This window comes from Polymorphobacter sp. PAMC 29334 (assembly GCF_019431245.1).
GTDB lineage: Bacteria > Pseudomonadota > Alphaproteobacteria > Sphingomonadales > Sphingomonadaceae > Polymorphobacter_B > Polymorphobacter_B megasporae.
In genome coordinates this window covers 353,863-378,492 of the sequence record NZ_CP080243.1, presented here as the reverse complement: position 1 = coordinate 378,492, position 24,630 = coordinate 353,863, and the positions used below count along the sequence as shown (strand labels likewise).

The 24,630-nt window shown below is 67.9% G+C and carries 26 protein-coding genes; 17 read left to right on the top strand and 9 right to left on the bottom strand.

Annotated elements, in window-relative coordinates; all coding sequences use genetic code 11:
• Positions 1 to 32 precede the first annotated feature (32 nt).
• Positions 33 to 1,721, bottom strand: a complete 1,689-nt coding sequence (ggt, locus tag KZX46_RS05615; protein ID WP_226896121.1) for a gamma-glutamyltransferase — start codon at positions 1,719 to 1,721, stop codon at positions 33 to 35.
• Positions 1,722 to 1,770: 49 nt separating this feature from the next.
• Positions 1,771 to 2,784: a quinone-dependent dihydroorotate dehydrogenase gene (locus tag KZX46_RS05610; protein ID WP_226896120.1), complete on the bottom strand. Its 1,014-nt coding sequence runs from the start codon at positions 2,782 to 2,784 to the stop codon at positions 1,771 to 1,773.
• 99 nt (positions 2,785 to 2,883) lie between these two features.
• Between KZX46_RS05610 and KZX46_RS05605 the strand changes: the two genes are divergently transcribed.
• The gene (locus KZX46_RS05605; RefSeq protein ID WP_219775816.1) at positions 2,884 to 3,144 is read left to right on the top strand and encodes a DUF427 domain-containing protein; all 261 of its coding nucleotides are present in this window, start codon (positions 2,884 to 2,886) and stop codon (positions 3,142 to 3,144) included.
• Positions 3,145 to 3,200: 56 nt separating this feature from the next.
• Here KZX46_RS05605 and KZX46_RS05600 read toward each other — a convergent pair whose 3' ends face one another.
• A complete protein-coding gene (locus KZX46_RS05600) occupies positions 3,201 to 3,515 on the bottom strand; it encodes a hypothetical protein (RefSeq protein ID WP_219775815.1) in 315 nt (104 codons plus the stop codon).
• 195 nt (positions 3,516 to 3,710) lie between these two features.
• Between KZX46_RS05600 and KZX46_RS05595 the strand changes: the two genes are divergently transcribed.
• From KZX46_RS05595 to KZX46_RS05565, 7 genes are all read left to right on the top strand, one after another.
• Positions 3,711 to 4,814 (top strand): efflux RND transporter periplasmic adaptor subunit, encoded by a 1,104-nt coding sequence (locus KZX46_RS05595; RefSeq protein ID WP_219775814.1) that lies wholly within the window; start codon positions 3,711 to 3,713, stop codon positions 4,812 to 4,814.
• A complete protein-coding gene (locus KZX46_RS05590) occupies positions 4,811 to 7,921 on the top strand; it encodes an efflux RND transporter permease subunit (protein ID WP_219775813.1) in 3,111 nt (1,036 codons plus the stop codon). The genes KZX46_RS05595 and KZX46_RS05590 overlap by 4 nt, the downstream gene beginning before the upstream one ends.
• 88 nt (positions 7,922 to 8,009) lie before the next feature.
• Positions 8,010 to 9,125: a DUF6600 domain-containing protein gene (locus tag KZX46_RS05585; protein ID WP_219775812.1), complete on the top strand. Its 1,116-nt coding sequence runs from the start codon at positions 8,010 to 8,012 to the stop codon at positions 9,123 to 9,125.
• A 122-nt stretch (positions 9,126 to 9,247) separates the two neighbouring features.
• Positions 9,248 to 10,654: a circularly permuted type 2 ATP-grasp protein gene (locus KZX46_RS05580; protein WP_219776868.1), complete on the top strand. Its 1,407-nt coding sequence runs from the start codon at positions 9,248 to 9,250 to the stop codon at positions 10,652 to 10,654.
• 72 nt (positions 10,655 to 10,726) lie between these two features.
• On the top strand, positions 10,727 to 11,668 hold the full coding sequence (locus KZX46_RS05575) for an alpha-E domain-containing protein (RefSeq protein ID WP_216709489.1): 942 nt from the start codon (positions 10,727 to 10,729) through the stop codon (positions 11,666 to 11,668).
• A gap of 12 nt (positions 11,669 to 11,680) precedes the next feature.
• Positions 11,681 to 12,511 carry a transglutaminase family protein gene (locus KZX46_RS05570; RefSeq protein ID WP_219775811.1) on the top strand — a complete coding sequence of 277 codons (831 nt, stop codon included), beginning with the start codon at positions 11,681 to 11,683 and terminating at the stop codon, positions 12,509 to 12,511.
• Positions 12,508 to 13,338, top strand: coding sequence for a peptidase (locus KZX46_RS05565; protein WP_226896119.1), 831 nt, complete (start codon positions 12,508 to 12,510; stop codon positions 13,336 to 13,338). Before KZX46_RS05570 ends, KZX46_RS05565 begins: the two co-directional genes overlap by 4 nt.
• Here the strand turns inward: KZX46_RS05565 and KZX46_RS05560 are convergent.
• Entirely contained in the window at positions 13,335 to 14,522 is a 1,188-nt protein-coding gene (locus KZX46_RS05560; protein ID WP_216709487.1) for an MFS transporter, read from the bottom strand. The genes KZX46_RS05565 and KZX46_RS05560 overlap by 4 nt on opposite strands.
• Positions 14,523 to 14,727: 205 nt before the next feature.
• Here KZX46_RS05560 and KZX46_RS05555 point away from each other — a divergent pair, with 205 nt between their 5' ends.
• Positions 14,728 to 15,360, top strand: coding sequence for a PEPxxWA-CTERM sorting domain-containing protein (locus tag KZX46_RS05555; protein ID WP_226896118.1), 633 nt, complete (start codon positions 14,728 to 14,730; stop codon positions 15,358 to 15,360).
• A 76-nt stretch (positions 15,361 to 15,436) separates the two neighbouring features.
• Positions 15,437 to 16,213, top strand: a complete 777-nt coding sequence (locus KZX46_RS05550) for an SDR family NAD(P)-dependent oxidoreductase (RefSeq protein ID WP_219775810.1) — start codon at positions 15,437 to 15,439, stop codon at positions 16,211 to 16,213.
• A gap of 3 nt (positions 16,214 to 16,216) precedes the next feature.
• On the opposite strand, the gene KZX46_RS05545 is transcribed toward KZX46_RS05550, so the two are convergent.
• From KZX46_RS05545 to KZX46_RS05525, 5 genes are read right to left on the bottom strand one after another with little or no spacing between them, the layout of a single operon-like run.
• The gene (locus KZX46_RS05545; RefSeq protein WP_219775809.1) at positions 16,217 to 16,957 is read right to left on the bottom strand and encodes a 3'-5' exonuclease; all 741 of its coding nucleotides are present in this window, start codon (positions 16,955 to 16,957) and stop codon (positions 16,217 to 16,219) included.
• 14 nt (positions 16,958 to 16,971) lie between these two features.
• Positions 16,972 to 17,658, bottom strand: a complete 687-nt coding sequence (gpmA, locus tag KZX46_RS05540) for a 2,3-diphosphoglycerate-dependent phosphoglycerate mutase (protein WP_219775808.1) — start codon at positions 17,656 to 17,658, stop codon at positions 16,972 to 16,974.
• Positions 17,659 to 17,660: 2 nt separating this feature from the next.
• Positions 17,661 to 18,116, bottom strand: a complete 456-nt coding sequence (locus KZX46_RS05535) for a GNAT family N-acetyltransferase (RefSeq protein WP_219775807.1) — start codon at positions 18,114 to 18,116, stop codon at positions 17,661 to 17,663.
• Between the two features lie 9 nt (positions 18,117 to 18,125).
• Entirely contained in the window at positions 18,126 to 19,250 is a 1,125-nt protein-coding gene (locus KZX46_RS05530) for a M14-type cytosolic carboxypeptidase (RefSeq protein ID WP_219775806.1), read from the bottom strand.
• A gap of 9 nt (positions 19,251 to 19,259) precedes the next feature.
• Positions 19,260 to 19,871 (bottom strand): hypothetical protein, encoded by a 612-nt coding sequence (locus tag KZX46_RS05525; protein WP_216709482.1) that lies wholly within the window; start codon positions 19,869 to 19,871, stop codon positions 19,260 to 19,262.
• A gap of 93 nt (positions 19,872 to 19,964) precedes the next feature.
• Between KZX46_RS05525 and galE the strand changes: the two genes are divergently transcribed.
• From galE to KZX46_RS05490, 7 genes are all read left to right on the top strand, one after another.
• On the top strand, positions 19,965 to 20,984 hold the full coding sequence (galE, locus tag KZX46_RS05520) for a UDP-glucose 4-epimerase GalE (protein WP_219775805.1): 1,020 nt from the start codon (positions 19,965 to 19,967) through the stop codon (positions 20,982 to 20,984).
• A 46-nt stretch (positions 20,985 to 21,030) separates the two neighbouring features.
• Complete coding sequence (gene ykgO / locus KZX46_RS05515; RefSeq protein WP_174276400.1) at positions 21,031 to 21,156, top strand: type B 50S ribosomal protein L36; 126 nt, start codon at positions 21,031 to 21,033, stop codon at positions 21,154 to 21,156.
• Positions 21,157 to 21,190: 34 nt separating this feature from the next.
• Positions 21,191 to 21,814 (top strand): HAD-IA family hydrolase, encoded by a 624-nt coding sequence (locus tag KZX46_RS05510; RefSeq protein ID WP_219775804.1) that lies wholly within the window; start codon positions 21,191 to 21,193, stop codon positions 21,812 to 21,814.
• Complete coding sequence (locus KZX46_RS05505) at positions 21,811 to 22,206, top strand: NUDIX domain-containing protein (RefSeq protein ID WP_219775803.1); 396 nt, start codon at positions 21,811 to 21,813, stop codon at positions 22,204 to 22,206. The genes KZX46_RS05510 and KZX46_RS05505 overlap by 4 nt, the downstream gene beginning before the upstream one ends.
• Positions 22,207 to 22,297: 91 nt before the next feature.
• Positions 22,298 to 22,831 carry an MAPEG family protein gene (locus KZX46_RS05500; RefSeq protein WP_226896117.1) on the top strand — a complete coding sequence of 178 codons (534 nt, stop codon included), beginning with the start codon at positions 22,298 to 22,300 and terminating at the stop codon, positions 22,829 to 22,831.
• Positions 22,832 to 22,849: 18 nt separating this feature from the next.
• Positions 22,850 to 24,130, top strand: a complete 1,281-nt coding sequence (murA, locus tag KZX46_RS05495; RefSeq protein WP_219775801.1) for a UDP-N-acetylglucosamine 1-carboxyvinyltransferase — start codon at positions 22,850 to 22,852, stop codon at positions 24,128 to 24,130.
• The gene (locus tag KZX46_RS05490; protein WP_219775800.1) at positions 24,123 to 24,575 is read left to right on the top strand and encodes a DUF2948 family protein; all 453 of its coding nucleotides are present in this window, start codon (positions 24,123 to 24,125) and stop codon (positions 24,573 to 24,575) included. The genes murA and KZX46_RS05490 overlap by 8 nt, the downstream gene beginning before the upstream one ends.
• The last annotated feature ends 55 nt before the right edge of the window (positions 24,576 to 24,630 follow it).

The window sequence follows — 24,630 nt, the reverse complement described above, 5'->3', positions numbered from 1 at the left end:
ATGACAGCTTTGAGGCGGCGCTCATGGTGATCCTATAACCCCAGCGCGACGCCTTCGCTGCGCGGATCGGCACCGCCGCGCCAGCCGCCGGCGATCCGCTCGATCCCGTTCGCCTTGAGGCCGAGCGGATATTGCACCGTCTTGTGCCCCATCGCCGTCAGCGCCGGCTCCATCGCGCCGAGCATCGTCCCCTTTTCGAGGATCAGCGTGTCGTCGTTGGTGAAGATCAGCGGCAACGCGATCGCGTCCTGGATGCTCAAATGCCAGTCGAGCACGCCGACGATCGCCTTCGCCACCTGCGCTGGGATCGTCGGCCCGCCTGCCGCGCCGACGACGAGGACGACCTTCCCCGCCTTGTCGTAGACGATTGCGGGCGACATCGACGAGCGCGGGCGCTTGCCGCCCTGCACCCGGTTGGCGACCTTCTCCCCGGCGATCTCGGGGGCGAAATCGAAGTCGGTGAGTTCATTGTTGAGGACGAAACCGTTCGCCACCAGCGACGAGCCGAACGCCCCCTCGACGGTCGAGGTCAGCGACGCGACATTGCCCGCGCGGTCGGCGACGGCGAAGTCGGTCGTCGCCGGGATCTCTCGCGACGGCGGCGCGTGACGGACGGGGGCTCCCGGCGGCGTCCCCGGCGCGGCATGGGCCATCGCCTTGGTCGCGCTAATCAACTTGCCGCGCGCCTTGATGTACCCTGGCGAGATCAGCCCGGCGGTCGGCACCTCGACGAAATCGGCGTCGCCGCCGTAGGCCGCGCGGTCGGCGAAGGCGAGGCGCTCGCTCTCGGCGAACAAATGCCACGCGACCGGGCTGTCCTTGCCCAGCTTGGTCATGTTGAAGCCCTCAAGCTGGCCGAGCATCGCGACGACCGCGATCCCGCCCGCCGACGGCGGCCCCATCGAGCAGACGCGGTAGCTGCGATACGCGCCGCACACCGGCGCCCGCGCCTTGGCGCGATACGCCGCCATGTCGGCCATCGTCATGTTCGACTTGTTCGTCGGGGCCGACGTCACCGCGGCGACGACCGCCGCCGCGACCGGACCCTTGTAGAAGGCATCGGGTCCGTTTGCGGCAATCGCCTCGAAGGTCTTCGCGAGGCGTTCGTTGACGATATGCTCGCCCGCGGTCTTCGGCGTGAGGTCGGCATGGAGGAATAATGCGGCGGCGTCGGGGGTGCGCGCGAGCGTCTTCGCCCGCTCGGCGATCGCGCTCGCCATCCGCGGGGTGATGTCATAGCCGCCGCGCGCGAGGGCGATCGCGGGTTCGAACAGCTTTGCCCACGGCAACTTGCCGTATTTATCGTGCGCCAGCTTGATCATCGCAACGTTGCCGGGAACCCCGACGCTGCGTCCGCCGGGAATCGCCTCGCGGTATGGCTGCGGCGTGCCGTCGGGCAGAAGGAACAGCTTGTCGGTCGCCGACGCTGGGGCCTTCTCGCGCCCGTCGAACGTCGCGGGGGTCGCGCTGCCGACCGGCTGGTAGACGAGGAAGCCGCCGCCGCCGATGCCCGACGATTGCGGCTCGACGACGGTCAGCGCGAGCAGCGTCGCCGCGATCGCATCCATCGCATTGCCCCCCGCCTTGAGCATCGTGATCCCGGCGGCAGCGGCGCGCGGGTCGGCGGCGGAGACCATCGCCTGCGGCGCGGCGGGGGCCTTGGCAGCGGTAACCGCTGGAACGAGCGCGCATAGTGCCAGCGCCGAGACGAAATGCTTCACCGGAATTCCCTGCTATCCTTGCGCAACCATATCGACGCCGGGCGCGCGATCAAGCGTCCAACCCCACCACATCGGCGACTGCGGCAAAGCCGTCGCGGCGAAGGAGGTTTGCAAGGTCGATCTTGATCTGCCCGACGGTCCCCGGGCCGCCGTAGACCAGCCCAGTGTAAAGCTGGACCGCGCTCGCCCCGGCGCGGAGCTTGGCATAAGCGTGCGCCCCCGTCGCTACTCCGCCCGCGCCGATCAGCGGCAGCGCCTTGCCGGTAGCGCGGGCGAAGGCGCGGAGGACTTCGGTCGACGGGGCGAACAGCGGCGCGCCCGACAAGCCGCCGCCCTCGGGGCTGGCGACGTCTGGACGCGCGAGCGTCGTGTTCGACACGATGAGCCCGGCGACCTTGCCGTCGAGCGCGACGCGGGCGATGCCGTCGATCGCGTCGTGGTCGAGATCGGGCGCAACCTTGACGAACACCGGTACGCGGCGCGCCTCGCCGAGCACGGCGGCGATCAAGGCGGTGAGTTCGCCGGGGTCCTGCAGGCCGCGCAGCCCCGGCGTATTCGGCGACGAGATGTTGACGGTGATGTAGTCGGCGACGTTGCGGACTGCGATCGTCCCGGCGACATAGTCGGCGACCCGGTCGACGCTGTCCTTGTTCGCACCGATGTTGAGACCGATCACGCCCGTCGGACGCTTCGCCCCGAGCCGCGCGACCGCCGCCGCGACGCCGCCGTTATTGAAGCCCAGCCGATTGATCACCGCTTTGTCGGCGACGAGGCGGAAAATGCGCGGCTTGGCGTTACCGACTTGCGGGCGCGGAGTAACGGTGCCGACCTCGACGAAGCCGAAGCCCAGCCGCAGCATCGCGCCGGGCACTCGCGCGTCCTTGTCGAACCCCGCTGCCAGCCCAACCGGATTCGGCAGCTGGATCCCGGCGATGGTCGTCGCAAGCAGCGGGTCGTCGAGGCGATCGCGCGGGCCAAGTCCCCATTCGAGCGCCGTGATCGTCAATTCGTGCGCACGTTCGGGGTCGATGCGGAAAAGCGCGGAGCGGATCAGGTCGAACACCGCGCCACCATGCACGGCAACACGCGTGGGGCCAACCGTCGCGGCGATGTATGCGGGCGCACGCAGCTTATATCAGAGGCCAACGCTCGGAGGATCGACATGGTCAAGGCAGTCTGGAACGACACGGTCATCGCGGAATCGAACGACACCGTGGTCGTCGAGAACAACCATTATTTCCCGATTCAGTCGGTCGCGCCGGGCATCCTGTCGCCGACCAAGACAACCAGCATCTGCCCGTGGAAGGGCACCGCCAAATATTATTCGGTAAATGCGGGCGGCAAGACCAACGTCGATGCAGCCTGGTATTACGCCGAACCGAAGACGGCGGCCGCCGAAATCAAGGGCCGCGTCGCCTTCTGAAAGGGCGTCAAGGTCAGTTGAACCGGGGGCGGCTCCCTCCGCCCCCGGTCCGGACCTTACTTCACCGACGCGAGCGTCTTGCCGAGTCCGGCGACCTTGTCCTTGGTCGCTGGCGTCGCATGGTCGGCGATCTTGGTCGTCTCTTCGGCAAGCTTGCCGACAAGCGTCTTGATCTTCTCGCCGTCGGGCTGGTCGGCGTGCAGCGCCTTCTTGAGCGCTTCGAGGTCGCGCACGATACCCTTGGCGCCGGGAATGTCGGCGTCCTTCAGGCTGACTTCCCAGTCGTCGATCAGCTTGATCGCGGCGGCGGGGGTGATGCTGTCGACGCCCTTTTCGAAGGCGTGCTCGGTTGCAGCGAAACGGGCAGGCATGGGTCAAGCTCCTGAATTGGCCGGGATGGCTGCGGCTCAACCGATGATGCGGAGGTTGGTTGTGCGGCGTTTCGGCACGCCGGGCCGTCCCGCAATCGTATTATTGTCATGACTTATCGGTTGACGCCGCCGCGTGACGTGCGATGTCGCAGCGGCGCTTATCCCACTTGCATTTAGCATCGACCCCGCAGGACCATGACCCCCAGGCCGATCCTCCTACTGATGCTTGTCGCGGGTTGCAGCGGGACGGCTCCGCCGAAGCCGAAAGCGGCGCTGACGGTCGCGACCGAGACGGCAGCGCTCACCGATTATTCGCCGCGCCTCACGGTCCTCGGTACCGTCACCCCGCTGCAATCGGTCGCAGTCCGGACGCGGGTCGACGGCCAGGTGACCGCCGTCCTGTTCCGCGAGGGCCAGACCGTCCGCGCCGGGCAGCCGCTGTTTCGCCTCGACGACCGCGCCGTCCGCGCCGGGCTCGAGCAAAACCGCGCTGCGATGGCGAGCGCGGCGGCCACCCGCCTCCAGGCCGCCGCCGACCTCAAGCGCAGCGAAGCGCTCGTCAACAGCGGCTTCGTCACCAAGGCGACGATCGAATTGAAGCAGGCGGCGGCCGATACCGCGGCGGCGAACATCGGCGGCGCGGCGGCGGCGATCTCGGCCGGGCAGACCGCATTGTCGTATCTCACCGTTCGCGCGCCGGTCGCGGGGCGGACCGGCGAGATCAACTTCAAGACCGGGGCGACCGTGCGGACCGCCGACCTCCTGCCGCTCGTTACAGTAAACCAGCTGTCGCCGATCCTTGTCCGTTTTGCGGTGCCGCCCGAACAGATCCAGCCGCTGCGCTCGGCGCTCGCGGCGGGGCCGGTGACGGTCGTCGCGCGGGTTCACGACAGCACGACGCCGATCGCGACCGGTAAGCTCGTTTTCCTCGACAACAGCGTCGACGCCAACACCGGCTCACTCGCGGCAAAGGCTGAATTCGGTAACTCCGGCGATGCGTTGTGGCCCGGTGCGCTGGTCGACATCGACGTCCCGCTCGGCGGCACCGCGCAGCGGATCGCAGTTCCCGAGGCGGCGGTCCAGAACGGCCCCGACTTCACCTTCGTCTGGACCGTTCCCGCGACCGGAGCGGCGACGATGACCAAGGTCGTCGTGGCCGGGCGCAGCGGCGGCAAGGCGTATCTCACGAGCGGCCTCAACCCCGGCGCGGTCGTCGTCACCGACGCACTCGCCAAGCTTCGCGACGGCGACAAGGTCAAGATCAAGCCGGCGAAAGCGAGTGGCGACGCCGCCGCATGACCTGGATCCGCGCCTTCGTCGACCGGCCGATCGCGACGATCCTGTTGACGATCGCGATCATCGCGGCGGGCATCTTCGGCTACCAGCAGCTCCCCGTCGCGGCGCTGCCGCAGGTCGATTTCCCGACAATCCAGATCAGCGCCAACCTGCCCGGGGCAAACCCGGCGACGATGGCGAGTGCGGTGGCGACGCCGATCGAGCGCCAGTTGTCGACCGTCGCCGGGATCGACCAGATCACGTCGTCGTCATCGACCGGATCGACGAGCATCACCGTCCAGTTCGCGCTCAACCGCAACATCGACGCCGCCGCATTGGACGTCCAGTCGGCGCTGTCGGCGGTCGCGCGCAAGCTGCCGATCGAGATGACGACGCCGCCATCGTTTCAGAAGGTCAATCCGTCCGACCAGTCGATCCTCGTGATGGCGCTACGCGACCCGACGATGCGGCTGTCCGACCTCCAGACGATCGCCGACACGACGATCATCCCGCGATTGTCGACACTGGAGGGCGTCGCCCAAATCGACGTCTTCGGCGCGCGCAAGTTCGCCGTCCGCATCCAGTTCGACCCGACCAAGCTCAGCGCCCGCGGGCTGACCCCGGAGGACGTTCGCGTCGCGGTCGCGGCGGCGAACAGCAACACCGCGGTCGGGCTGATCGGCAACGGCCCACGCAACTACATCCTCGACGCGACCGGCACCCTCAAGCACGCCGCCGACTTCACCCCGATCGTCATCGCCTACAAGAACGGCCTGCCGGTCCGCCTCGGCGACATCGCCACCTCGATCGACTCGATCGAAAACCTGCGCGGCGCGGCGAAGTTCAACGGCAACCCGGGGCTCGCAATGGGGATCAAGCGCCAGCCGGGGGCGAACGTCGTCGCGATGGCCGACCGGGTCGAGGCGCTACTGCCGTCGATCCGCGAGAGCCTCCCGGCGAACGCGCACTTCGACATCATCGTCGACCGCTCGCAGTCGATCCGCCATTCGGTCGCCGACGCGCAGACGACATTGGTCGGGACTGCGCTGCTCGTCGTGCTGGTGATCTACCTCGTCCTCGGCGACCTGCGCGCGACGCTGATCCCGGCGATCGTCCTGCCGGTCGCGGCAATCGGCACCTTCGCGGGCATGTTTCTCGCCGGGTTCAGCCTCGACAACCTCAGCCTGCTCGCACTGACGCTCGCGACCGGCTTCGTCGTCGACGACGCGATCGTCGTCCTCGAAAACATCGTCCGCCACGTCGAACACGGCGAAAAACCGCGCGAGGCGGCGGTGACCGGGACGAAGGAAATCGCCTTCACCGTCGTCTCGATCTCGGTCAGCCTCGTTGCGGTCTTCATCCCGTTGCTGTTCATGGGCGGCGTTATCGGGCGGCTGTTCCGCGAGTTCGCGGTGACGATGACGATCGCGATCGCGGTGTCGGCGGTGATCGCGCTGACGCTCGCGCCGATGATCGCGTCGCGGGTCCTGCGCGAGGGCGACGAGAAGCCGGGGCGGATCGCGCGCTGGTCGACGCGCAACTTCGACCGCGCGCAGCGCGGCTATGCGCGCGCGCTCGACTGGGTGCTGGCGCGACGGCGGATCGTCCTCGGGCTGACATTGGCGTCGATCGTCGTCGCGATCTGGGGCTTCGGCGCGATCCCCAAGGGCTTCTTCCCGACCGAGGACACCGGCAACATGTTCGTCGGTGTCGAGGTCGCGCCCGACGCCGCCTATCCGACGCTTCAGGCGAAGCAGGACATGATCGCCAAGATCATCCTCGCCGACCCCGCGATCCTCCGGGTCAATTCGTTCACCGGCACCGGCGGCGGCGCGGGACGGATATTCGCGCCGATGAAGCCGCGGAGCGAGCGCGATTCGGCCGAGGTGGTCCAGACGCGGCTGCGCAAGGCGCTGTCGGGCATCCCCGGCGTCCTCGCCTCGCCAAACATCCCGCAGAATCTGACGCTCGGCGCGCGGCCGAGCTCGACCAACTTCCAGTACACGCTCCAATCGGTCGACCAGACCGCGCTGTTCGCTTTCGGCCAGGCGTTCGAGGCGCGGATGCGCGCGACCCCGGGGTTCGAGGACGTCAATTCAGATCTCCAGCGCGGGGCACGGCAGGCGCGCGTGATCATCGACCGCGACGCCGCCTCGCGGCTCGGCGTGCCGGTCCAGGCGATCCGCGACACGCTATATTCGAGCTTCGGGACGCGGCAGATCTCGACGATCTACACCGACGTCGACAGCTATCAGGTGATCCTCGAGATCGCCGCCAACGAGCAAATGACCCCCGACAGCATCAACACGCTCTACGTTCGCGGCGACACCGGGGCGACGGTGCCGCTGTCGGCGGTGACCCGCGTCGTCATCGAGGGCGCGCCGCTGTCGATCAACCATCAAAGCCAACTGCCCGCGGTGACGATCAGCTTCAACCTGACCCCGGGCACCGCGCTGAGCCAGGCCAAGACGCGGATCGACGCCGCCGAGGCCGAGATGGGCATGCCGTCGACGATCGAGGGGTCGTTCCAGGGCAATGCGCAGGCGTTCGAGGCATCGACCGCCGGGATGGGCTGGCTGTTCCTCGCCGCAGTGCTGGTGATCTACATCGTCCTGGGCGTGCTGTACGAAAGCTTCATCCACCCGATCACGATCCTGTCGGGGCTGCCCGCCGCCGGCATCGGCGCGGTCGCGGCTTTGGCGATCTTCCACATGCCGTTGGACGTCATCGGCATCATTGGCGTCGTCATGCTGATCGGCATCGTCAAGAAGAACGCGATCATGATGATCGACTTCGCGCTCGCCGGGCAGCGCGCGCACGGCTGGACCCCGGCGGTGGCGATCCGCGCGGCGGCGACGACGCGCTTCCGCCCGATCATGATGACGACCTTCGCCGCGATCGCCGGGGCGCTGCCGCTCGCGCTCGGGCTCGGCGCCGGGGCCGAGCTGCGCCAGCCGTTGGGCGTTGCGGTCCTCGGCGGGCTGATGGTCAGCCAGGTGCTGACATTGTTCATCACTCCGGTCGTCTACCTGAGCATCGAATCGGCCGGCGAGCGGCGACGTGCGCGGCGGCTGGCGGCGCAGCCCGAACTGCCGCTCGACGAGCCAGCGGTGCGCCTTGCTGCCGAATGATGTGCGACATGACGTGCGGCATAACGTTCATCGGCGCGACAACCGGCGCAGTATAACGATGTCCGGTAGTTCGACGGGACGGTGTCACATGCGTTTACGCTTTCTCCTGCCGGTCACGCTGATGCTGGCTGGTGCCATGCCGGTCGCGGCGCAGGAATATCCGCCGCCCGACGGCTATGCCCAGTCAGGCTATGACACCGATGGCCAGTCGGTCGATTCGATCGCCGTGTTCTTCGAGCCGCTGTCGCGTTACGGGCGCTGGGTCGACAGCCGCTTCGGGCGCGGCTGGACACCGAACGTCAACCGCGACTGGCGGCCGTACACGATCGGCCATTGGGAACAGGGTGCCTATGGCCAGACATGGCGGAGTGACGAGCCGTTCGGCTGGGCGGTGTTCCACTTCGGCCGCTGGGGCTTCGACCCGGCGATCGGCTGGATATGGACGCCCGATACCGTCTGGGGCCCGGGCTGGGTCGCGTGGCGCGACAGCGACGACGTCACCGGCTGGGCCCCGCTGCCGCCGCGCGTCGTCCTCAACTTCGACGCCGGCTATGGCGACGGCTTCAATAGCTGGGGCTTCGACCAATGGTATCAGCCGGCGTGGGTGTTCGTCCCGCGCGGCAATCTTTATGGCCGCTCACTGCGCGGCGTGATCCTGCCGTACGGGCGCAACCGCGATTACTGGGGAGCAACGCGCGGCATCACGCATTACGATCGCGTTGGCGGCCGCGTCTTCAACCGCAGCTTCGACGGTGAGCGGGGGGGCGACCGGGGCCGCGGCGATCCGCGTGGCGGACGCCCCGATTTTCGCGGCAACCTCGGGGGTGAGCCGGTGATGCAGGGCGGCGGCCGCCGTCCCGACGTCCGCCCGCAGGGTGCGGTCGGCGGCGACGTTCGCGGCTATCAGGGGAATTCGCGACGCGACGGCCGCCCGCCCGACTTCGTGCCTCCGGCGAACGTGCCGCCGGGGACCATGCCGCCGCGCGACGGCCGTGGCGGCTTCCAACCGCGCGGAGGGTTTGTCCCGTTCCAGCCGCAGGGCGGTCGCCCACCCGTTGCGGTCGCCCCGGCGGGCAACGCGGCCCCCGTCCGGCAACCCGCGCCGATCGCCCAGCCGCGCCCCGAGGCACCCCGCCCGGCACCGCAGCCACGCACCGGTCCTACCCAGTCGCGCGAGGCCGGCGAGCGCGTTCGTCCTCAATGATGACGGGACAAATGACGATCGGGTGACACCAACCCCTTGCGCGGGCGCGCCGCACTGCACAGTATGCGGGCGAGCGACCAACGCCCGGAGGATGATTGCCGAACCCGCCCGCCTTCGACGAAATGTTCGGCCATGTCGCGTCGGGCGGCAGTATCCGCGATTGCTACGCCCCGATCGGCGCATGGCTCGCCGATTCCCCGTTCGAGGTGATGGCGACGCGGCGGCGGCAGGCCGAGCTGTTCTTTCGCCGCATCGGCATCACCTTCGCAGTCTACGGCGACCCTGATGCCGCCGAACGGTTGATCCCGTTCGACATCGTCCCGCGCATTCTCGGTGCCAAGGAATGGGCAACGATGGAGGCGGGGCTGGTCCAGCGCGTCGGCGCGCTCAATTCATTCCTCGCCGACATCTACGGCAAGCGCGAAATCCTCCGCGCCGGCATTCTCCCCGAGGAGCTTGTCCTGCGGAATCCGGGCTTCAGCCTCGCGATGGTCGGCAAGCGCCCGGTCGGCGACATCTGGGTCCATATCGCCGGGATCGACCTTGTCCGCACCGACGCCGACGATTTCTACGTCCTCGAGGACAATGCCCGGACGCCGTCGGGGGTGTCGTACATGCTCGAGAACCGCGAGGTGATGCTCAAGCTGGTCCCCGAGCTGTTCGCCAAGCTGCGCATCCGCCCGGTCGAAAATTACCCCGACATGCTGCTCGAAATGCTGCATTCGGTCGCCCCGGCGCGCGCGGGCAACGATCCGACGAGCGTGCTGCTGACCCCGGGGCAATTCAACAGCGCGTTCTACGAACACAGCTTTCTCGCCGACAAGCTCGGCATCGAACTCGTCGAGGGCTCCGACCTCTTCGTTCGCGACGAGCACGTCTATATGCGGACGACCGAGGGGCCGCAGCGCGTCGACGTCATCTACCGCCGCCTCGACGACGCATTTCTCGACCCGCTCGTCTTCCGCCCCGATTCGATGCTCGGCGTGCCCGGGCTGATGAGCGCGTACGACGCCGGCAACGTCAGCCTCGCGAACGCGGTCGGCACCGGCGTCGCCGACGACAAGGCGATCTACAGCTACATGCCCGAGATCATCCGCTTCTACACCGGGGCCGAGCCGATCCTGAAGAACGTGCCGACATGGCGCTGCCGCGAGCCCGAGGCGCTGGCGTACGTCCTCGACCATCTTCCCGAGCTGGTGGTCAAGGAAGTCGACGGGTCGGGCGGCTATGGCATGCTCGTCGGCCCGCACGCGCCCGCCGCGACGATCTCCGCCTTCGCCGCCAAGCTCCGCGCTAACCCCGAGAAGTTTATCGCCCAGCCGACGCTCGCGCTGTCGACCTGCCCGACCTTGTGCGACGCCGGCATCGAGGCGCGCCACGTCGACCTCCGCCCGTTCGTCCTGACCGGGACCAATGGCACGCGGATCGTGCCGGGCGGCTTGACGCGGGTGGCACTCGATCCGGGCTCGCTGGTGGTCAACAGCAGCCAGGGCGGTGGGACGAAGGACACGTGGGTGGTCGATGATTGAGATGCGCCACGCATCCTCACCCTGGTCGCCAAGCGGCGACCTGTCCCTCCCCCTCAAGGGGGAGGAAGTGCAGTGCTGAGCCGCACCGCCGGCAACCTCTACTGGGTCGGGCGCTACATCGAGCGGGCCGACTTCCTGTCGCGGCTGATCGAGGCGACGTTGCGGCTGGCGTCGCTGCCGTCGTCGTACGGCGGCATGACCAATGCGTGGGAATCCGCACTCGAAGCCGCGTGGATGACGCAGGCGCATGCCGAGCGCGGGCTCGCCGCCGACGAGTTCGGCGTCAGCGAGTTCCTGACAGTCGATCCGACCAACCCGAGCTCGATCCGCCGCTGCCTCGAATGTGCCCGCGCCAACGCCCGCGCGGTCCGCACCGCGCTGACGCTCGAGGCGTGGGAGGCGATCAACGGGGCGTGGCTCGACGTCCAGCGCTATGGCACGCGACTTGAAGGGCGCGACGATCTCGTCCGGCTGCTCGACACGGTCAAGGCGTCGATGCTCGCGTTCGACGGCGCGGCGCACCGGACAATGCTGCGCGGCGACGCCTATTGGTTCATCATGCTCGGCAGCGCGGTCGAGCGCGCCGACAACACCGCGCGGCTGCTCGACGTCAAATATCATTTGCTCCTGCCGCGCGGCGAGAAGGTCGGCGGGTCCCTCGACTACTTCCAGTGGACGACGATCCTGCGAACGGTATCGGCGCTGACCGCGTATCGCTGGGTCTACCGCGATTCGGTCAAGCCGTGGCTGATCGCCGACCTGCTGATCCTCAACCGCCAAATCCCGCGCAGCCTTGCGTCGTGCTACGAGGAAATCCTGCGCCGTCTCGACCAGCTGTCGCACGCGAGCGCGCGGCGCGGCCCGGCGCACCGGCTTGCCTCGGCAGGCTATGGCCGCCTCGAATCGGGCAATATCGACAAGATCTATTCGAGTGGTCTCCACGAATTTCTGCGCGACTTCATCGCCGACAACAACCGGCTGGGGGCAGCGATCGCCGAGCAATATCTTTTCTGATCGGGGGATCGGGTGCGCATACGAATCGACTACACGACTGCGTATGATTATTCGCAGGCAGCGAGCAGCGTCGTCCAGCTGCTTCGTGTCCAGCCGCGTGGCGGGTGGGACCAGCATGTCGCGCGGTGGCGGGTCGACGTCGATGCCGACGGCAGCCTGCGCGCCGGGACCGATGTCTTCGGCAACGCGACGCATTTGTTCACTGCGTCGTCGCCGGTCACCAGGCTGACGATCAGCGTCACTGGCGAGGTCGACACCGACGAGGCGCACGGCGCGGTCCGCGGCTTCCTCGAACCGCTGCCACCGGCGATGTTCCTCCGCACGACCGACCTGACCACCGCCGACCCGGCAATCACCGCCTTCGCCCATGACCAGCCGCAGGACGACATCCTCGATACGCTGCACGCGCTCAACCTGGCGATCAATGCGCGGATGGTGTTCGACGCCGACGCAACCGGCACCGGCACCGATGCGGTCACCGCTTTCGCGCAGGCGCGCGGAGTCTGCCAGGATTACACCCACGTCTTCTGCGCCGCCGCGCGGATCCTCGGTGTCCCGGCGCGCTATGTCTCGGGCCATTATGTCCGCCCCGAGGCGCAGCCGGCGGGGCACGCGTGGGCCGAAGCCCTTGTTCCCGACCTCGGCTGGGTCGGCTTCGACCCGACCAACGGCATCTCGATCACCCCCGCGCACGTCCGTGTCGCGGTCGGATTGGACTATCTCGACGCCGCCCCGGTCCGCGGCGCGCGGCGCGGCGGCGGGGTCGAGACGATGCACGTCGCCGTCAGCGCGGTCGACACCGGCGCGGTTTCGCGTCAAAGTCAGCATCAGGGACAGGCGTGAGCGTCCAGCACGGACAGTTCAGCGTCGAGGGGGAACCGATGACCTATTGCGTCGGGATTTTGGTCCGCGACGGGCTGGCGATGCTCGCCGACACGCGGACCAACGCCGGGTTGGACAACGTGTCGAGCTATCGCAAGCTGCGCGTGATCGATGCCGGTCCCGGGCGGACGATGGTCGTCGCCAGCGCCGGATCGCTGTCGGTGACGCAGGCGGCGATGACCCGGCTGACCGACGCGATGCTGCTGGCGGCGGTCGGGGAGGACGGCGGCGAGCGCGCCGGTGCGCCTGAGACGCTCGCCACCGCACCGACGATGTTCCGCGCTGCGACGCTGATCGGCCAGGCGCTCCACGCCGCGCGCGCCGCGGTCGACGAGGCGGTCGGCGGCGACCGGATCTCGACCAGCGCGACATTATTGTTCGGTGGCTGCATCGCCGGGCGCAAGCCGCGGCTGTTCCTGATCTACGCGAGCGGCAACTTCATCGAGTGCCAGCCCGACACCCCGTATCTCCAGATCGGCGAGCATAAATACGGCAAGCCGATCCTCGACCGCGTCGTCCAGTACGACACGCCGATCGCCGAGGCGGTCAAGGTTGCGCTGATTTCGTTCACCTCGACGATGCGGTCGAATCTGGCGGTCGGGCTGCCGATCGACCTGATGGTCCTGCGCAGCGGCGAAACCGAACCCGAGCTCGTCCACCGCATCACCGACGACGACGATTACTACCGCGAGCTCACCGAACGCTGGTCGGCCGCGATGCGAAACGCCACCGCGAGCATCCCGCTACCGCCGTATGGCGCGGCGGCGGGGCAGGGAGTGCTGGTCTAAGCCGTAACCGCGACCGTGGCGGTCTTCGCGGTCCGCGCCCGCAGCATGATCGCGAGCACCAGCCCAAGCCCCGCGACGCCGGTCATCGCGAGATAGCCCGGCGCGCCGATGCGGTCGTATAGCGGGCCCGACAGCAGCACGGCGGCGGCGTAGGTCGGCGCGTTGGCGAGGCCCATGTAGATCATCTGCGCGGTCGGCGTGCGGTCATCGCCGAACAATGTCTGGATGAAGCGCATCCCGCCGAGGAAGGTCGCGGCGAAGCTGAGTGCGTGGAGCAGTTGCAGCGGGATCAGGATCCACAGCGGCGGCAGCATCGCCAGCGCGGTCCAGCGGATCACCGCGCCGACGCCACCCGCGACGATCAGCGATTCGGGGCGGAAGCGCGCCGACCAGCCGCCGAGGAAGATGAGGAAGCCGACCTCGGCGAGCGTGCCGATGTTCCACAGCATCGCGATCGTGCCGCCCGAGAAATGCTGGACATTGGTCCAGACGAGCGACCCGGCGGTGTACAGGAAGGCGGCGCTCGCCTGAATCAGTCCGGCGGCGAAGATGAACAGCGTAAATTCGGGGTTGCGGAGCATGCCGAGGCCGGCCGCGAGCCGCTCGCCGAACGGCTCGCGCTTTTCGGCGCGGGCAAGGACGGGTTCGCGCGGCATCAGCGCGCTCCACGCGATCATCGCCGCCGAAATCACCAGCAGGAACGCCCAGATCGGCCAATAGCTTTGCGTCGCGTCGTTGAGGAATCCGACCGTCGTCGTCCCCGCGACGAAGGCCGCGCTCGCGAGGCCGCGCGCGACCCCATACGGCGGGCGGCCGGTGCGAGTCAGGCGGAGCAGCGTCGTCTCGACCACCGGCAGCAGCCCCCAGAAGGCGATGTCGAGGATAAGGATCAGCGCGAATACCGCGACGAAGCCGGTCAGCAGCTTAAGCACTGCGAATCCGGCGGTCAGGACGATCGTGAACATGAACAATGGCGCGCGGCGGTCGCTCCGCCCGTCGGCCCATGCTGCGGTCAATGGCCCGGCGAGCGCGCGGCTGAACCCGGCGATCGCGAGGACGACGCCGATCTCCGCACCCGAAAACCCGTGCACCTTTTCGAGCCACAGCGGCAGGAACGGGATCAGGCAGCCGAACCCGGCAAAATACAGGCAGGCGAGGACGGTCGAACGTATCGCTGGGGTCATGCACGGCTCCGGAGGCGTTCTCCACCATGCGACGCGGCGGACCGTCGCGGCAAGCCCGTAGCGCCCGCGAAAAGCGTCGGGACTCTTTACACATCCGTTACGGACTTATCTTTCCGATCGAAGGAAATCAGTTACATAACGGCATGGCACGCAAATTGCTTACATTCCCGTAACGAACGCATCGTGTGTTTGGGGAGTGTTTTTGGTGCGTATTCTGCTGTCGGCCCTCGTTTCGTTCCTGATTGCCTCGTCGGCATCGGCGCTGACTTATTATCCGAACGCCATGGGGATTCGCGTCACCAGCGCGACAGGATCGTTCATCCAGCTTGCCGAAGTCGTCGTCGCCGATAGCGAGGCGATCGACGTCGCCGCCGCCGCGAACGGCGGTGTGGCCTATGCCCTGAACGCGCTCGGGTCGAGCGGCGCGGCGAATGCAATCGATGGCCGGACCGGCGGCAACGCCGCGAGCGGAATTTACCAATCGGTCGGGACCGCCGGCGATTACCTCGACATTTACTTCGGCCGCCGCATCATCCTGTCGTCGATCGTGCTGTTCGGGCGCACCGATGCCGATACCGCCGGAAATACGTTCGTCGTCACGGTGTTCGACAACTTCGGCCGCTCGCTGTTCACGAAGATGGTTGACGCCAGCGCGGGACCGGCGACGATCTGGTTCGATGTCAACGGCACCGCCGTCGTGCCGGGACAGCAGGTGATCGAAGGGCGCGGCACCAGCGGCACCGTCCCCGAACCCGCGAGCTGGGCGTTGCTGATCGCCGGCTTCGGCCTGATCGGTACCGCGCTCCGCCGCCGCCGGACCGGCCACGCCGCCGCCTGACCGGCGCGATCCCTTTTCATTGGCGGGGTGCGCGCGCAGTGGCGTAGACCGGGGAAAATCCTTGGGAGCCCGACCGATGCCATTACCCGAACTGTTCGACCTGACCGGCCAGACCGCGCTGATCACCGGATCGTCGCGCGGCATCGGCAAGGCGATCGCCCACCGCATGGCCGAGCACGGCGCGAACGTCGTCGTCTCGTCGCGCAAGATGGACGTCTGCGAGGCGGCGGTCGCCGAGATCAACGCCGCCGTTGGGCGTGACGCGGCGGTCGCGATCCCGGCGAACATCGCGTCGAAGGAGGCGCTGCAGAAGCTCGTCGACAAGACGATCGAGCGCTTCGGCCGGATCGACACGCTCGTCTGCAACGCCGCGTCGAACCCGTACTACGGACCGCAGGCGGGGATCAGCGACGACCAGTTCATGAAGATCCTGCAGAATAATATCGTCTCGAACCATTGGCTGATCCAGATGGTCGCCCCGGCGATGCTCGCGCGCAAGGACGGCTCGATCACGATCATCTCGTCGATCGGCGGGCTCAAGGGGTCGACGATCATCGGCGCCTATTGCATCTCCAAGGCCGCCGACATGCAGCTCGCGCGCAACCTCGCCGCCGAGTTCGGGCCGTCGAACGTCCGCGTCAACGCGATCTGCCCCGGGCTGATCAAGACGGATTTCGCCAAGGCGCTGTGGGATGACCCCGCGACGCTCAAGGAAGCGACCGGCGGCGCACCGCTGCGCCGGATCGGCGTTCCGGACGAGATCGCGGGAATGGCGGTGTTCCTCGCCGGCAAGGCGGGCGGTTTCACGACGGGGCAGAGCTTCGCGATCGACGGCGGCGCGACGATCGTCTGAGGACTAGAACAGCCGCGGCTGCGCGGGGACAGGCACTGCGACCGGCGCGCCGCCCCGCCGCGCGACCTCGGTCCGCGCGGAGAAGCGGACGTCTTCGTCGCGGTCGGCAGCCAGCGCAGCGAGGCACGCGTCGTCGAGGTCACGCCAGTTCTTGCCGCGGTTCGGCCCGGCGGGGACGCGCGGCAGCAGCCCTGGCTCGGCGCTCCACGCGATCAATTGCTCGACGGGCGCGACGCTGAGCATGTCACGGAGATGGTGCGCGGTGACGTACGCGTCGGGTCCGGCGCGGTGGACCGGCAGCCCGAGGTCGCGGTCGAGCCCCTCCGGCATCCGCCAATAGCGCAGCACTTGGTTCGAGAACGACGGCGCACCCGGCCAAACCCGCAGCGCGCATTTCCACGTGCAAATCCACGGCAGCCCGCCGGTCAGTCGCGGGGTGCACCACTTGCCCTCGAAGCTCGCGCGGTGCGCGGCGAGCGCGACATGCGGCCCGCGCAGCACCCCGCTCGCGACGTCGGCGAACAAGGGCGAATCGGCGACGTCGCTGTCGATGATGTGGTGGACTGCGGCGGTTACCGGCGGGATGCTCCGCCCGGGGTGAGTGAGGAGGTTGCCGCGCCCCGGCGTCACCTGCCAGACGCCGTTGTCGTCCTGCGCGACGTCCTGCCAGCCGATTTCACAGACGCCGTGCGCCGACGGCTGGCCGCCGGTGGTCTCAAGGTCGATGACGCGAACGCTACGCACCGATGATATATGTGTCAAGTCTCGTGCAAATAGAAGCGCTTGGTCGCATTTAGCTGGTCATCGAGCTCGTAGACGATCGGCTGGCCGGTCGGGATCTCGAGGCTCGCGATGTCGGCATTGCTGATTCCGGACAGATGCTTGACCAATGCCCGCAGCGAATTGCCGTGCGCGGCGACGACGACGCGCTGCCCGGCGCGAAGTTCGGGGGCGATCGCGCTGTCCCAATATGGCAGGACGCGGGCGATCGTGTCCTTGAGGCTCTCGGTCGCGGGAACCGCGATCCCGGCATAGCGGCGGTCGGCGGACAGGTCGTAGCGCGACCCCGCCTCCATCGGCGGCGGCGGAATGTCGAACGAGCGCCGCCATTCGTGCACCTGCGCCTCGCCGTGCAGCGCCGCGGTCTCGGCCTTGTCGAGCCCGGTCAGCCCGCCATAATGGCGCTCGTTCAATCGCCAGTCCTTGACCACCGGCAGCCACAGCAGGTCCATCGCCTCGAGCATCAGGTTCGCGGTCTTGATCGCGCGAGACTGCACGCTGGTGAAGACGCGGTCGAAGTCATAGCCCCGCTCGCGCAGCAGTTCGCCCGCCGCGGTCGCCTCAGCGATCCCCTTCGCCGTCAGCGGCACGTCCCACCAGCCGGTGAAGCGGTTCTCAAGGTTCCACGCCGACTGGCCGTGACGGATCAGGACAAGCGTCGGCATGATCAAAGATCCAGGTGCATGAAACGCAGGAACGGGTCGGGGCGATAGTCGCCGAACATCTCGCCGTCCTTGAAGCCGAAGCGGCGATACAGCGCCAGCGCCGGATCGAACGCCGGGCCCGAGCCGGTCTCGAGCCCAAGGCGGATGTAGCCGCGGTCGCGCGCGACCCCGATGATATGCGACAGCAGCGCCTTGGCCACGCCTTTGCGCAGATGTTCGGGAGCGGTGCGCTGCGACTTGATTTCGCCGTGGCCCGAATCGACCTCGCGCAGCGCGGCGCAGCCCATCAGCGAATGGCCATCCCACACCGTCCACCACGCGATCTCCGGGGTGCGGAGGCTGGTGAGATCCAGCGAATGGCGGCTCGGCTCGGGCGAGTGCGCGCGCATCTCGCGCATATGGTATCCGACGAGGTCGGCGACCTCGGGTCCGGACAGATCGTCGTCGAGGGTGAGCATCGAATCGAGTTACCGCAGCCGGTCGACGACCTCAAGCAGTGCCGCGAGGCAATCGCGGCCAAGTGCCCGGCAGCGTTCGGGCGACCAGCCGGCTACGGGGTCGGGGTTCTCGGCGGCATCCTTGAACGGCATTTCGAGCGTCATCGCGAGACAGCCGAAGCGATTCGCGAGCTGGTTGGTGCTCATCGTCAGGTTCGCTCGGCCGGGGGCCGACGGCGGATAGCCGATCCGCGTCTGGAAGTCGGGCGAGAGGCGCGCGAGGATCGCCTTGTAATCGCCGAGCAACCCCAACTGCCGGTCGGTGATCTTCGGAATACCCTCGAACCCGGCGATGAAGTTGTGCGGCAGCGATTCGTCGCCGTGGACATCCATCGTGAAGTCGGCCCCGGTCGCGTCCATCGCGGCGAGCGCGTGGACCACTTCGGGCGAGCGGTCGAGCGTCGGCCCGGCCCATTCGCGGTTGAGGTTGGCCCCGACGGCGTTGGTCCGCAGATGTCCGCGGCGCGATCCGTCGGGGTTCATGTTGGGGATGATGTGGAAGCTCGCCTTCGCGCGCAGCGCGGTTGCGACAGGATCGGCGGCGTCGATCAGCCGGTCGAACGCGCCCTCCATCCAATACTCGGCCATCGTCTCGCCAGGATGCTGGCGGGCGTAGAGCCAGACCTGCAAGGGGCCGCCGGCGATGTCGATGCAGTCGAGATCCTGCCCGTCGAGCGTTGTACCCAGGACGCGAGTGGTGACGCCCGGCGCGGCGGCGATACGCGCGATAAGGTCGTGGTGCCGCTCCATCGTGTACGGCGCGAAGTAAGCGATCCAGATGCTGTCGGCCGCCGGGGTGACGTCGATCGTCAGGATGCCGTCGGCATAGCTCGTCTCGGTCCGCGTCCAAGTCTGCCGGTCGGTCGAGACTACGGCGCGATAATCGGGCCAACCGCCAGGATATGCCGACCCGGCGCAGTTGGTGATCCGCACGCGGCACGCCTCGCCGCGCGCCCCCGACAGGCGGAAATAAAACCACTGGTAGAAGTCGCTGTGTGCGTCCTTGCGGATCGCGAGGTCGATCGCCTGCGGCCCGTCGGCGCGCAGCACCTCGATATTGCCGCTGTCGAAGGCGGCAGAAACGGTGATCGGCAAGGCGTGCCCCTACTTGTACGGGTAATGCTGGGTGACGCCCGACGGTCCGGGGAAGCCGTCGAGCAGCGCATGCGCCATCGCCGGAACCGACCGCGACAACGATGCCTGCGGCGAGCGCGTGTCGATCGCGACCTCCGCATTGCCCTCCCAGATCAGCGCCTCGTCCGAGCGGCGCTTGACCGTCAGGTGCATCGCGTCGATCTCGACGGCGTTCTGGCTGCCATGGCCGACCGGGAACGACGCCCCGCCGCCGAGGCCGACCCCGCCGCCGCGACCGCCGGTGAAGCCGCCGCCGCCGATGCCGATCGAGAACGGCGATGGGCGGCGCGGACCGACCGCGACATTCTGATTGATCGCAAGGGTAGCAATATATGCGGGGCCGGTTTCGACCGGGACGGGGGTGAAGCCCTGCGCGCGAAGCGCGTTGGCGACCGCGTCGAAATAGCTGCGGGTTTCGAGCCCGAAGGTCGCCTTGGTGTCGGCGGGCACCAGCGCGATCGTGCCGCGCGTCACCGGTGCGCCCAGGTGGAAGCGCTTGACGTCGATCCCCGCGTTCGAGGTCGCGCATCCCGCGACGGCGACCAGCGCGGCGATCGGGAGCAGGCGAAACAGACTGATCATCAAAACTTACCCCAGTGAACCTTGTCGCGCCGTACCAACGCGCATAACGCGAGTCCGACGCATATCCCTTGCTCGAGCCACCCGGAGTAGCCAATGGCCACCGCGACCGCAACGACCGGCACCGTTCTCGTCACCGGGGGCGCCGGTTACATCGGCAGTCACGCGGTGCTCGCGCTCGTCGATGCCGGGCGGCCGGTCGCGGTGATCGACACGCTCGCAACCGGATTCCGCTGGGCGGTGCCCGAGGGCGTTCCCTTCTATCAAGGCGATGTCGCCGACCCCAACCTGATCGACCGGATCGCGAGCGAGCAGGGCATCTCCGCGATCATGCACTTTGCGGGATCGCTGCTCGTCCCCGAATCGGTGGTCAAGCCGCTCGACTATTACCGCAACAACGTCGTCGCCTCGCGCAGCCTGATCGAGTCGGCGGTGCGGAACGGCATCAAGCACTTCATCTTCTCGTCGACCGCGGCGGTCTACGGCGTCCCCGAAGTTGTGCCGGTCGACGAGATGACGCCGAAGTCGCCGATCAATCCGTACGGCAATTCGAAGCTGATGACCGAGATTATGCTCGCCGACGTCGCCCGCGCGCACCCGATCAACTATGGCGCGCTGCGCTACTTCAACGTTGCCGGGGCCGACCCGGCGGCGCGGAGCGGCCAGTCGACGCGCGGCGCGACCCACCTTATCCATGTCGCCGCCGAGGCTGCGCGGGGCCTGCGAAGCGAGGTCATGGTCTACGGCACCGACTACGACACCCCCGACGGCACCGGCGTCCGCGACTATATCCACGTCTCCGACCTCGCCGCCGCGCATGTCGCCGCGCTGGGCGCGCTCGAAGCCGCGCCGACCGAATCGTTCGCGCTCAACTGCGGGTACAGCCGCGGCTTCTCGGTGCTCGAAGTCCTCGACGCGGTTGACCGGGTGACCAACCTCAAGCTCAAGCGGACGATCGCGCCGCGCCGCGCCGGCGACCCCGACACGCTCGTCGCCGCCACCGCACGCATCCACGAGCGCCTCGACTGGACCCCTAAGTACGACCGGCTCGAAACCATCGTCAGCCACGCGCTCGAATGGGAGCGCCAGCTTGACTTGCGCGGGCTTCGTCCGTAGGCACCGCGCTCCATTCGCCTGCCTGTATTTCATCTTGGAAGTTCCCATGAAGGTCCGCAATTCCCTCAAGTCGCTGAAGTTGCGCCACCGCGACTGCCAGATCGTTCGCCGTCGCGGACGGACCTATGTGATCAACAAGACGAATCGCCGGTTCAAGGCGCGCCAGGGCTGATCTCGCTCCTGTCGCCGATTCCGGCGACAGCCAAGTGAAGACACCGACCGCAGTCGTCTGGGACGTCGGGCATGTCCTGTACGACTGGGACCCGCGCTATCTTTTCGCCAAGCTGATTCCCGACTCGGTCGAGCTCGACTGGTTCCTTAGCCACGTCGTGACCAAGGCGTGGCACTTCCAAAGCGATGCCGGCCGCCCGATCGCGACGATGATCGCCGAGCTGTCCGCGCGCTTCCCCAAATACGCCGATCTGATCGCCGCTTACTGGCCGCGCTGGCTCGAAACGATTCCTGGACCCATGCCCGGGATGCTCGACCTTGTCGCCGAACTCGACGCGGCCAACGTCCCGCAGTTCGCGATCACCAACTTCGGTGCCGAATTCTGGGCGATGTTTCGCCCGACCGCGCCGGTGTTCGACAGCTTCGGCGATATTGTCGTCTCGGGCGTCGAGAAGGTCGCCAAGCCCGACCCGGCGATCTACGCCCTCGCCCTCGCCCGCTTCGGCCTCGCCCCCAGCGAAGGCGTGTTCATCGACGACCGCGCCGACAATATCGCCGCCGCCGACACCGCCGGACTGATCGGCCACGTCTTCGTCGACGCCGCCGACACAAGGATGTGGCTGGCCGGGCAGGGCTTCTCTGCGGCTGCCGCCAAGTGACGATCATCACGATCGTCGCGGCGATCGTGATCGACGAACACGGTCGGGTATTGCTCGTTCGCAAGCGGGGAACGACGGCCTTCATGCAGCCGGGCGGCAAAATCGATCCTGGCGAAGCCGCAGAAGTGTGCCTCGCCCGTGAACTCCGCGAGGAGCTCGGCGTCGAGGTTGCGCCCGGCCCGGTCTTCGTCGGACGTTTTAGCGCGCCAGCCGCGAACGAACCGGACGCGATCGTCGACGCCTTGCTCTATCACGCTGCAATCGTCGGCGTGCCCTCGCCCGCAGCCGAGATTGACGCCATCACCTGGCTTTCGCCCGATTCTGCCGATCCGCCGCCGCTGGCTCCGCTCACCCGCGACATAGCGTTGCCGATGGCGGCCAGCCTGCGTTAGATCATCGTATGGATGGAATCGTCATTGGCGGCGGCAACACCGTGGCCGCCGACATAACGGCATGGCTGGCCGGACAAGGGATCCTGCCCGCGTGAACCGCAGCTTCGCCGCTGAGCAACGCGGCGTCGCGGTCCGCATGGCCCTCGCGGCGGTGACCACAGCGATCGCCCTCGGCGCCGGGATCGCAATTGCACCCGACCTCGGTATCGCGACGCTCCCCGACCGCATCGCCTTCGCGCTCCGCTGCGACGTCTTCGTCTTCGTCTGGGTCGTGGCGATGATCGCCCGGATCGCTGCGCTGCGCTTTTTCTCGCCCGCCGAGATCGATAGCAGCGGCACTTCGACCCCGAGTCCGCAAGTCACAAATGCCCGCGCCGTGTTGCAGAACACGCTCGAACAGGTGGTCATCGCCGCCCCGGCACATCTCGCGCTGGCGACACTCCTCCCCGCGCGGATGCTCGTCGTGGTCCCGATCGGCGTCGTCCTGTTCGGTATCGGCCGCGCCTTGTTCTGGGCAGGGTTCGCGCGGGGTGCGGCAGCGCGTGCGTTCGGCTTCGCGCTGACCTTCTATCCGACCGTCGCCGCGTCTCTTGCGGCCGTACTGCTCATTGTGTCGCAGGCCTGACCCGCGCTAGACCGGCGCATGGACCAGATCGTCATTCGCGGCGGCAACAAGCTGTCGGGCCGCATTCACATCTCGGGCGCGAAGAACGCGGCGTTGACGCTGATGCCGTGCGCGCTGCTGCTCGACGAGCCACTGACGCTGCGCAACCTGCCGCGCCTCGCCGATATCGACACCTTCGGGCACCTGCTCAACGGCCACGGCGTGTCGACGACGATCGAGGGGTCGCACCCGTCGGAGTTCGGGCGGGTGATGACCTTCCGCGCCAACCGGATCACGTCGACCACCGCGCCGTACGACATCGTCCGCAAGATGCGCGCGTCGATCCTCGTCCTCGGCCCTCTGCTCGCGCGCGCCGGCGAGGCGACGGTGTCGCTGCCCGGCGGCTGCGCGATCGGCAACCGCCCGATCGACCTCCACCTCAAGGCGCTGGAAGCATTGGGCGCGCACATCGAACTCGCGTCGGGCTACGTCAAGGCGACCGCGCCGAAGGGGCTGCAGGGCGGGCGCTACACCTTCCCTACCGTATCGGTCGGCGCGACCGAGAATGTCGTCATGGCAGCGGTGCTGGCGAACGGCGTCAGCGTCATCGACAACGCCGCGCGCGAGCCCGAGATCGTCGACCTGTGCCACTGCCTCGTCGCGATGGGGGCGAAGATCGACGGCATCGGCACCGAGAAATTGACCATCACCGGCGTCGCCAAGCTCCACGGCGCGACCTACGCCGTCATGCCCGACCGCATCGAGACCGGCAGCTACGCCTGCGCCGCGGCGATCACCGGTGGAGAAATTGAATTGGTTGGCGCCGACACCGCGAGCCTCGGCGCGACCTTCGACGCACTGCGCGAGGCGGGGCTGGCGTGCGAGCCGACCGCCGACGGCATCAAGGTCAGCCGCGCGAACGGCCTCCACGGCGTGACGGTGTCGACCGCGCCCTACCCCGGCTTCCCGACCGACATGCAGGCGCAGTTCATGGCGATGCTGTCGGTCGCCGACGGCGCGTCGCTGCTGACAGAGACGATCTTCGAGAACCGCTACATGCACGTCCCCGAACTCGCGCGGATGGGGGCCGACATCACCGTCCGCGGGCGATCGGCGGTGGTCCGCGGCGTCACCGAGCTCGTCGGCGCGCAGGTTATGGCGACCGACCTGCGCGCGTCGATGGGCCTTGTCCTCGCCGGGCTCGCGGCGAAGGGCGAGACCGTCGTCAGCCGCGTCTACCACCTCGACCGCGGCTACGAGCGGCTCGAGGAGAAATTGTCGGCGGTCGGGGCCGATATCGAGCGTATTTCCGATGGATGACGCGATTCCGATGGACGATGCCGGCTCGGTCGCCGACACTCGGCTGCTGCTTCTCGCGCAGGAGGCCGCAGAGGTGCCGCTGATCTCGGCGCTCGTTCAGGACGCGATCGTCCACCCTGCCGAGATCGCCTACGACCGGCGCGCGCGGCGGCTGGTCCTGCTGCTCGATCGCTACCGTTGGGAGACGGGCGACCGCACCCGCGTCCGCTCGGCGCTGCGGATCGAGAGCGTGACGCGGGTGCAGCGGCGCGGTTGGAGCGCGGCTGGGCCGCACGATCCCGACATCGCGGTGCTCGACCTGCTCGCGTTTCTGATCGAGGGCGACGTGCTGACGATCGCCTTCGCGGCGGGGCCGACGCTGCGGATCGAAACGGAGTGCGTCGATATCATCCTCGAGGATATCTCCGCGCCGTGGCTCGCGGGGAGCGAGCCGATGCATGGATAGGGCGATGCCCTCCGATGACTGTGATATCTGCGATCACGGCATGACCTGGGCGATC

Excerpts from the sequence above, each read along its gene's own strand:
- KZX46_RS05605 (WP_219775816.1), top strand. The coding sequence starts at position 2,884 with ATGGTCAAGGCAGTCTGGAACGACACGGTCATCGCGGAATCGAACGAC.
- KZX46_RS05600 (WP_219775815.1), bottom strand. The coding sequence starts at position 3,515 with ATGCCTGCCCGTTTCGCTGCAACCGAGCACGCCTTCGAAAAGGGCGTC.
- KZX46_RS05595 (WP_219775814.1), top strand. The coding sequence starts at position 3,711 with ATGACCCCCAGGCCGATCCTCCTACTGATGCTTGTCGCGGGTTGCAGC.
- KZX46_RS05590 (WP_219775813.1), top strand. The coding sequence starts at position 4,811 with ATGACCTGGATCCGCGCCTTCGTCGACCGGCCGATCGCGACGATCCTG.
- KZX46_RS05585 (WP_219775812.1), top strand. The coding sequence starts at position 8,010 with ATGCGTTTACGCTTTCTCCTGCCGGTCACGCTGATGCTGGCTGGTGCC.
- KZX46_RS05580 (WP_219776868.1), top strand. The coding sequence starts at position 9,248 with ATGTTCGGCCATGTCGCGTCGGGCGGCAGTATCCGCGATTGCTACGCC.
- KZX46_RS05560 (WP_216709487.1), bottom strand. The coding sequence starts at position 14,522 with ATGACCCCAGCGATACGTTCGACCGTCCTCGCCTGCCTGTATTTTGCC.
- KZX46_RS05550 (WP_219775810.1), top strand. The coding sequence starts at position 15,437 with ATGCCATTACCCGAACTGTTCGACCTGACCGGCCAGACCGCGCTGATC.
- gpmA (WP_219775808.1), bottom strand. The coding sequence starts at position 17,658 with ATGCCGACGCTTGTCCTGATCCGTCACGGCCAGTCGGCGTGGAACCTT.
- KZX46_RS05535 (WP_219775807.1), bottom strand. The coding sequence starts at position 18,116 with ATGCTCACCCTCGACGACGATCTGTCCGGACCCGAGGTCGCCGACCTC.
- KZX46_RS05525 (WP_216709482.1), bottom strand. The coding sequence starts at position 19,871 with ATGATCAGTCTGTTTCGCCTGCTCCCGATCGCCGCGCTGGTCGCCGTC.
- galE (WP_219775805.1), top strand. The coding sequence starts at position 19,965 with ATGGCCACCGCGACCGCAACGACCGGCACCGTTCTCGTCACCGGGGGC.
- ykgO (WP_174276400.1), top strand. The coding sequence starts at position 21,031 with ATGAAGGTCCGCAATTCCCTCAAGTCGCTGAAGTTGCGCCACCGCGAC.
- murA (WP_219775801.1), top strand. The coding sequence starts at position 22,850 with ATGGACCAGATCGTCATTCGCGGCGGCAACAAGCTGTCGGGCCGCATT.
- KZX46_RS05490 (WP_219775800.1), top strand. The coding sequence starts at position 24,123 with ATGGATGACGCGATTCCGATGGACGATGCCGGCTCGGTCGCCGACACT.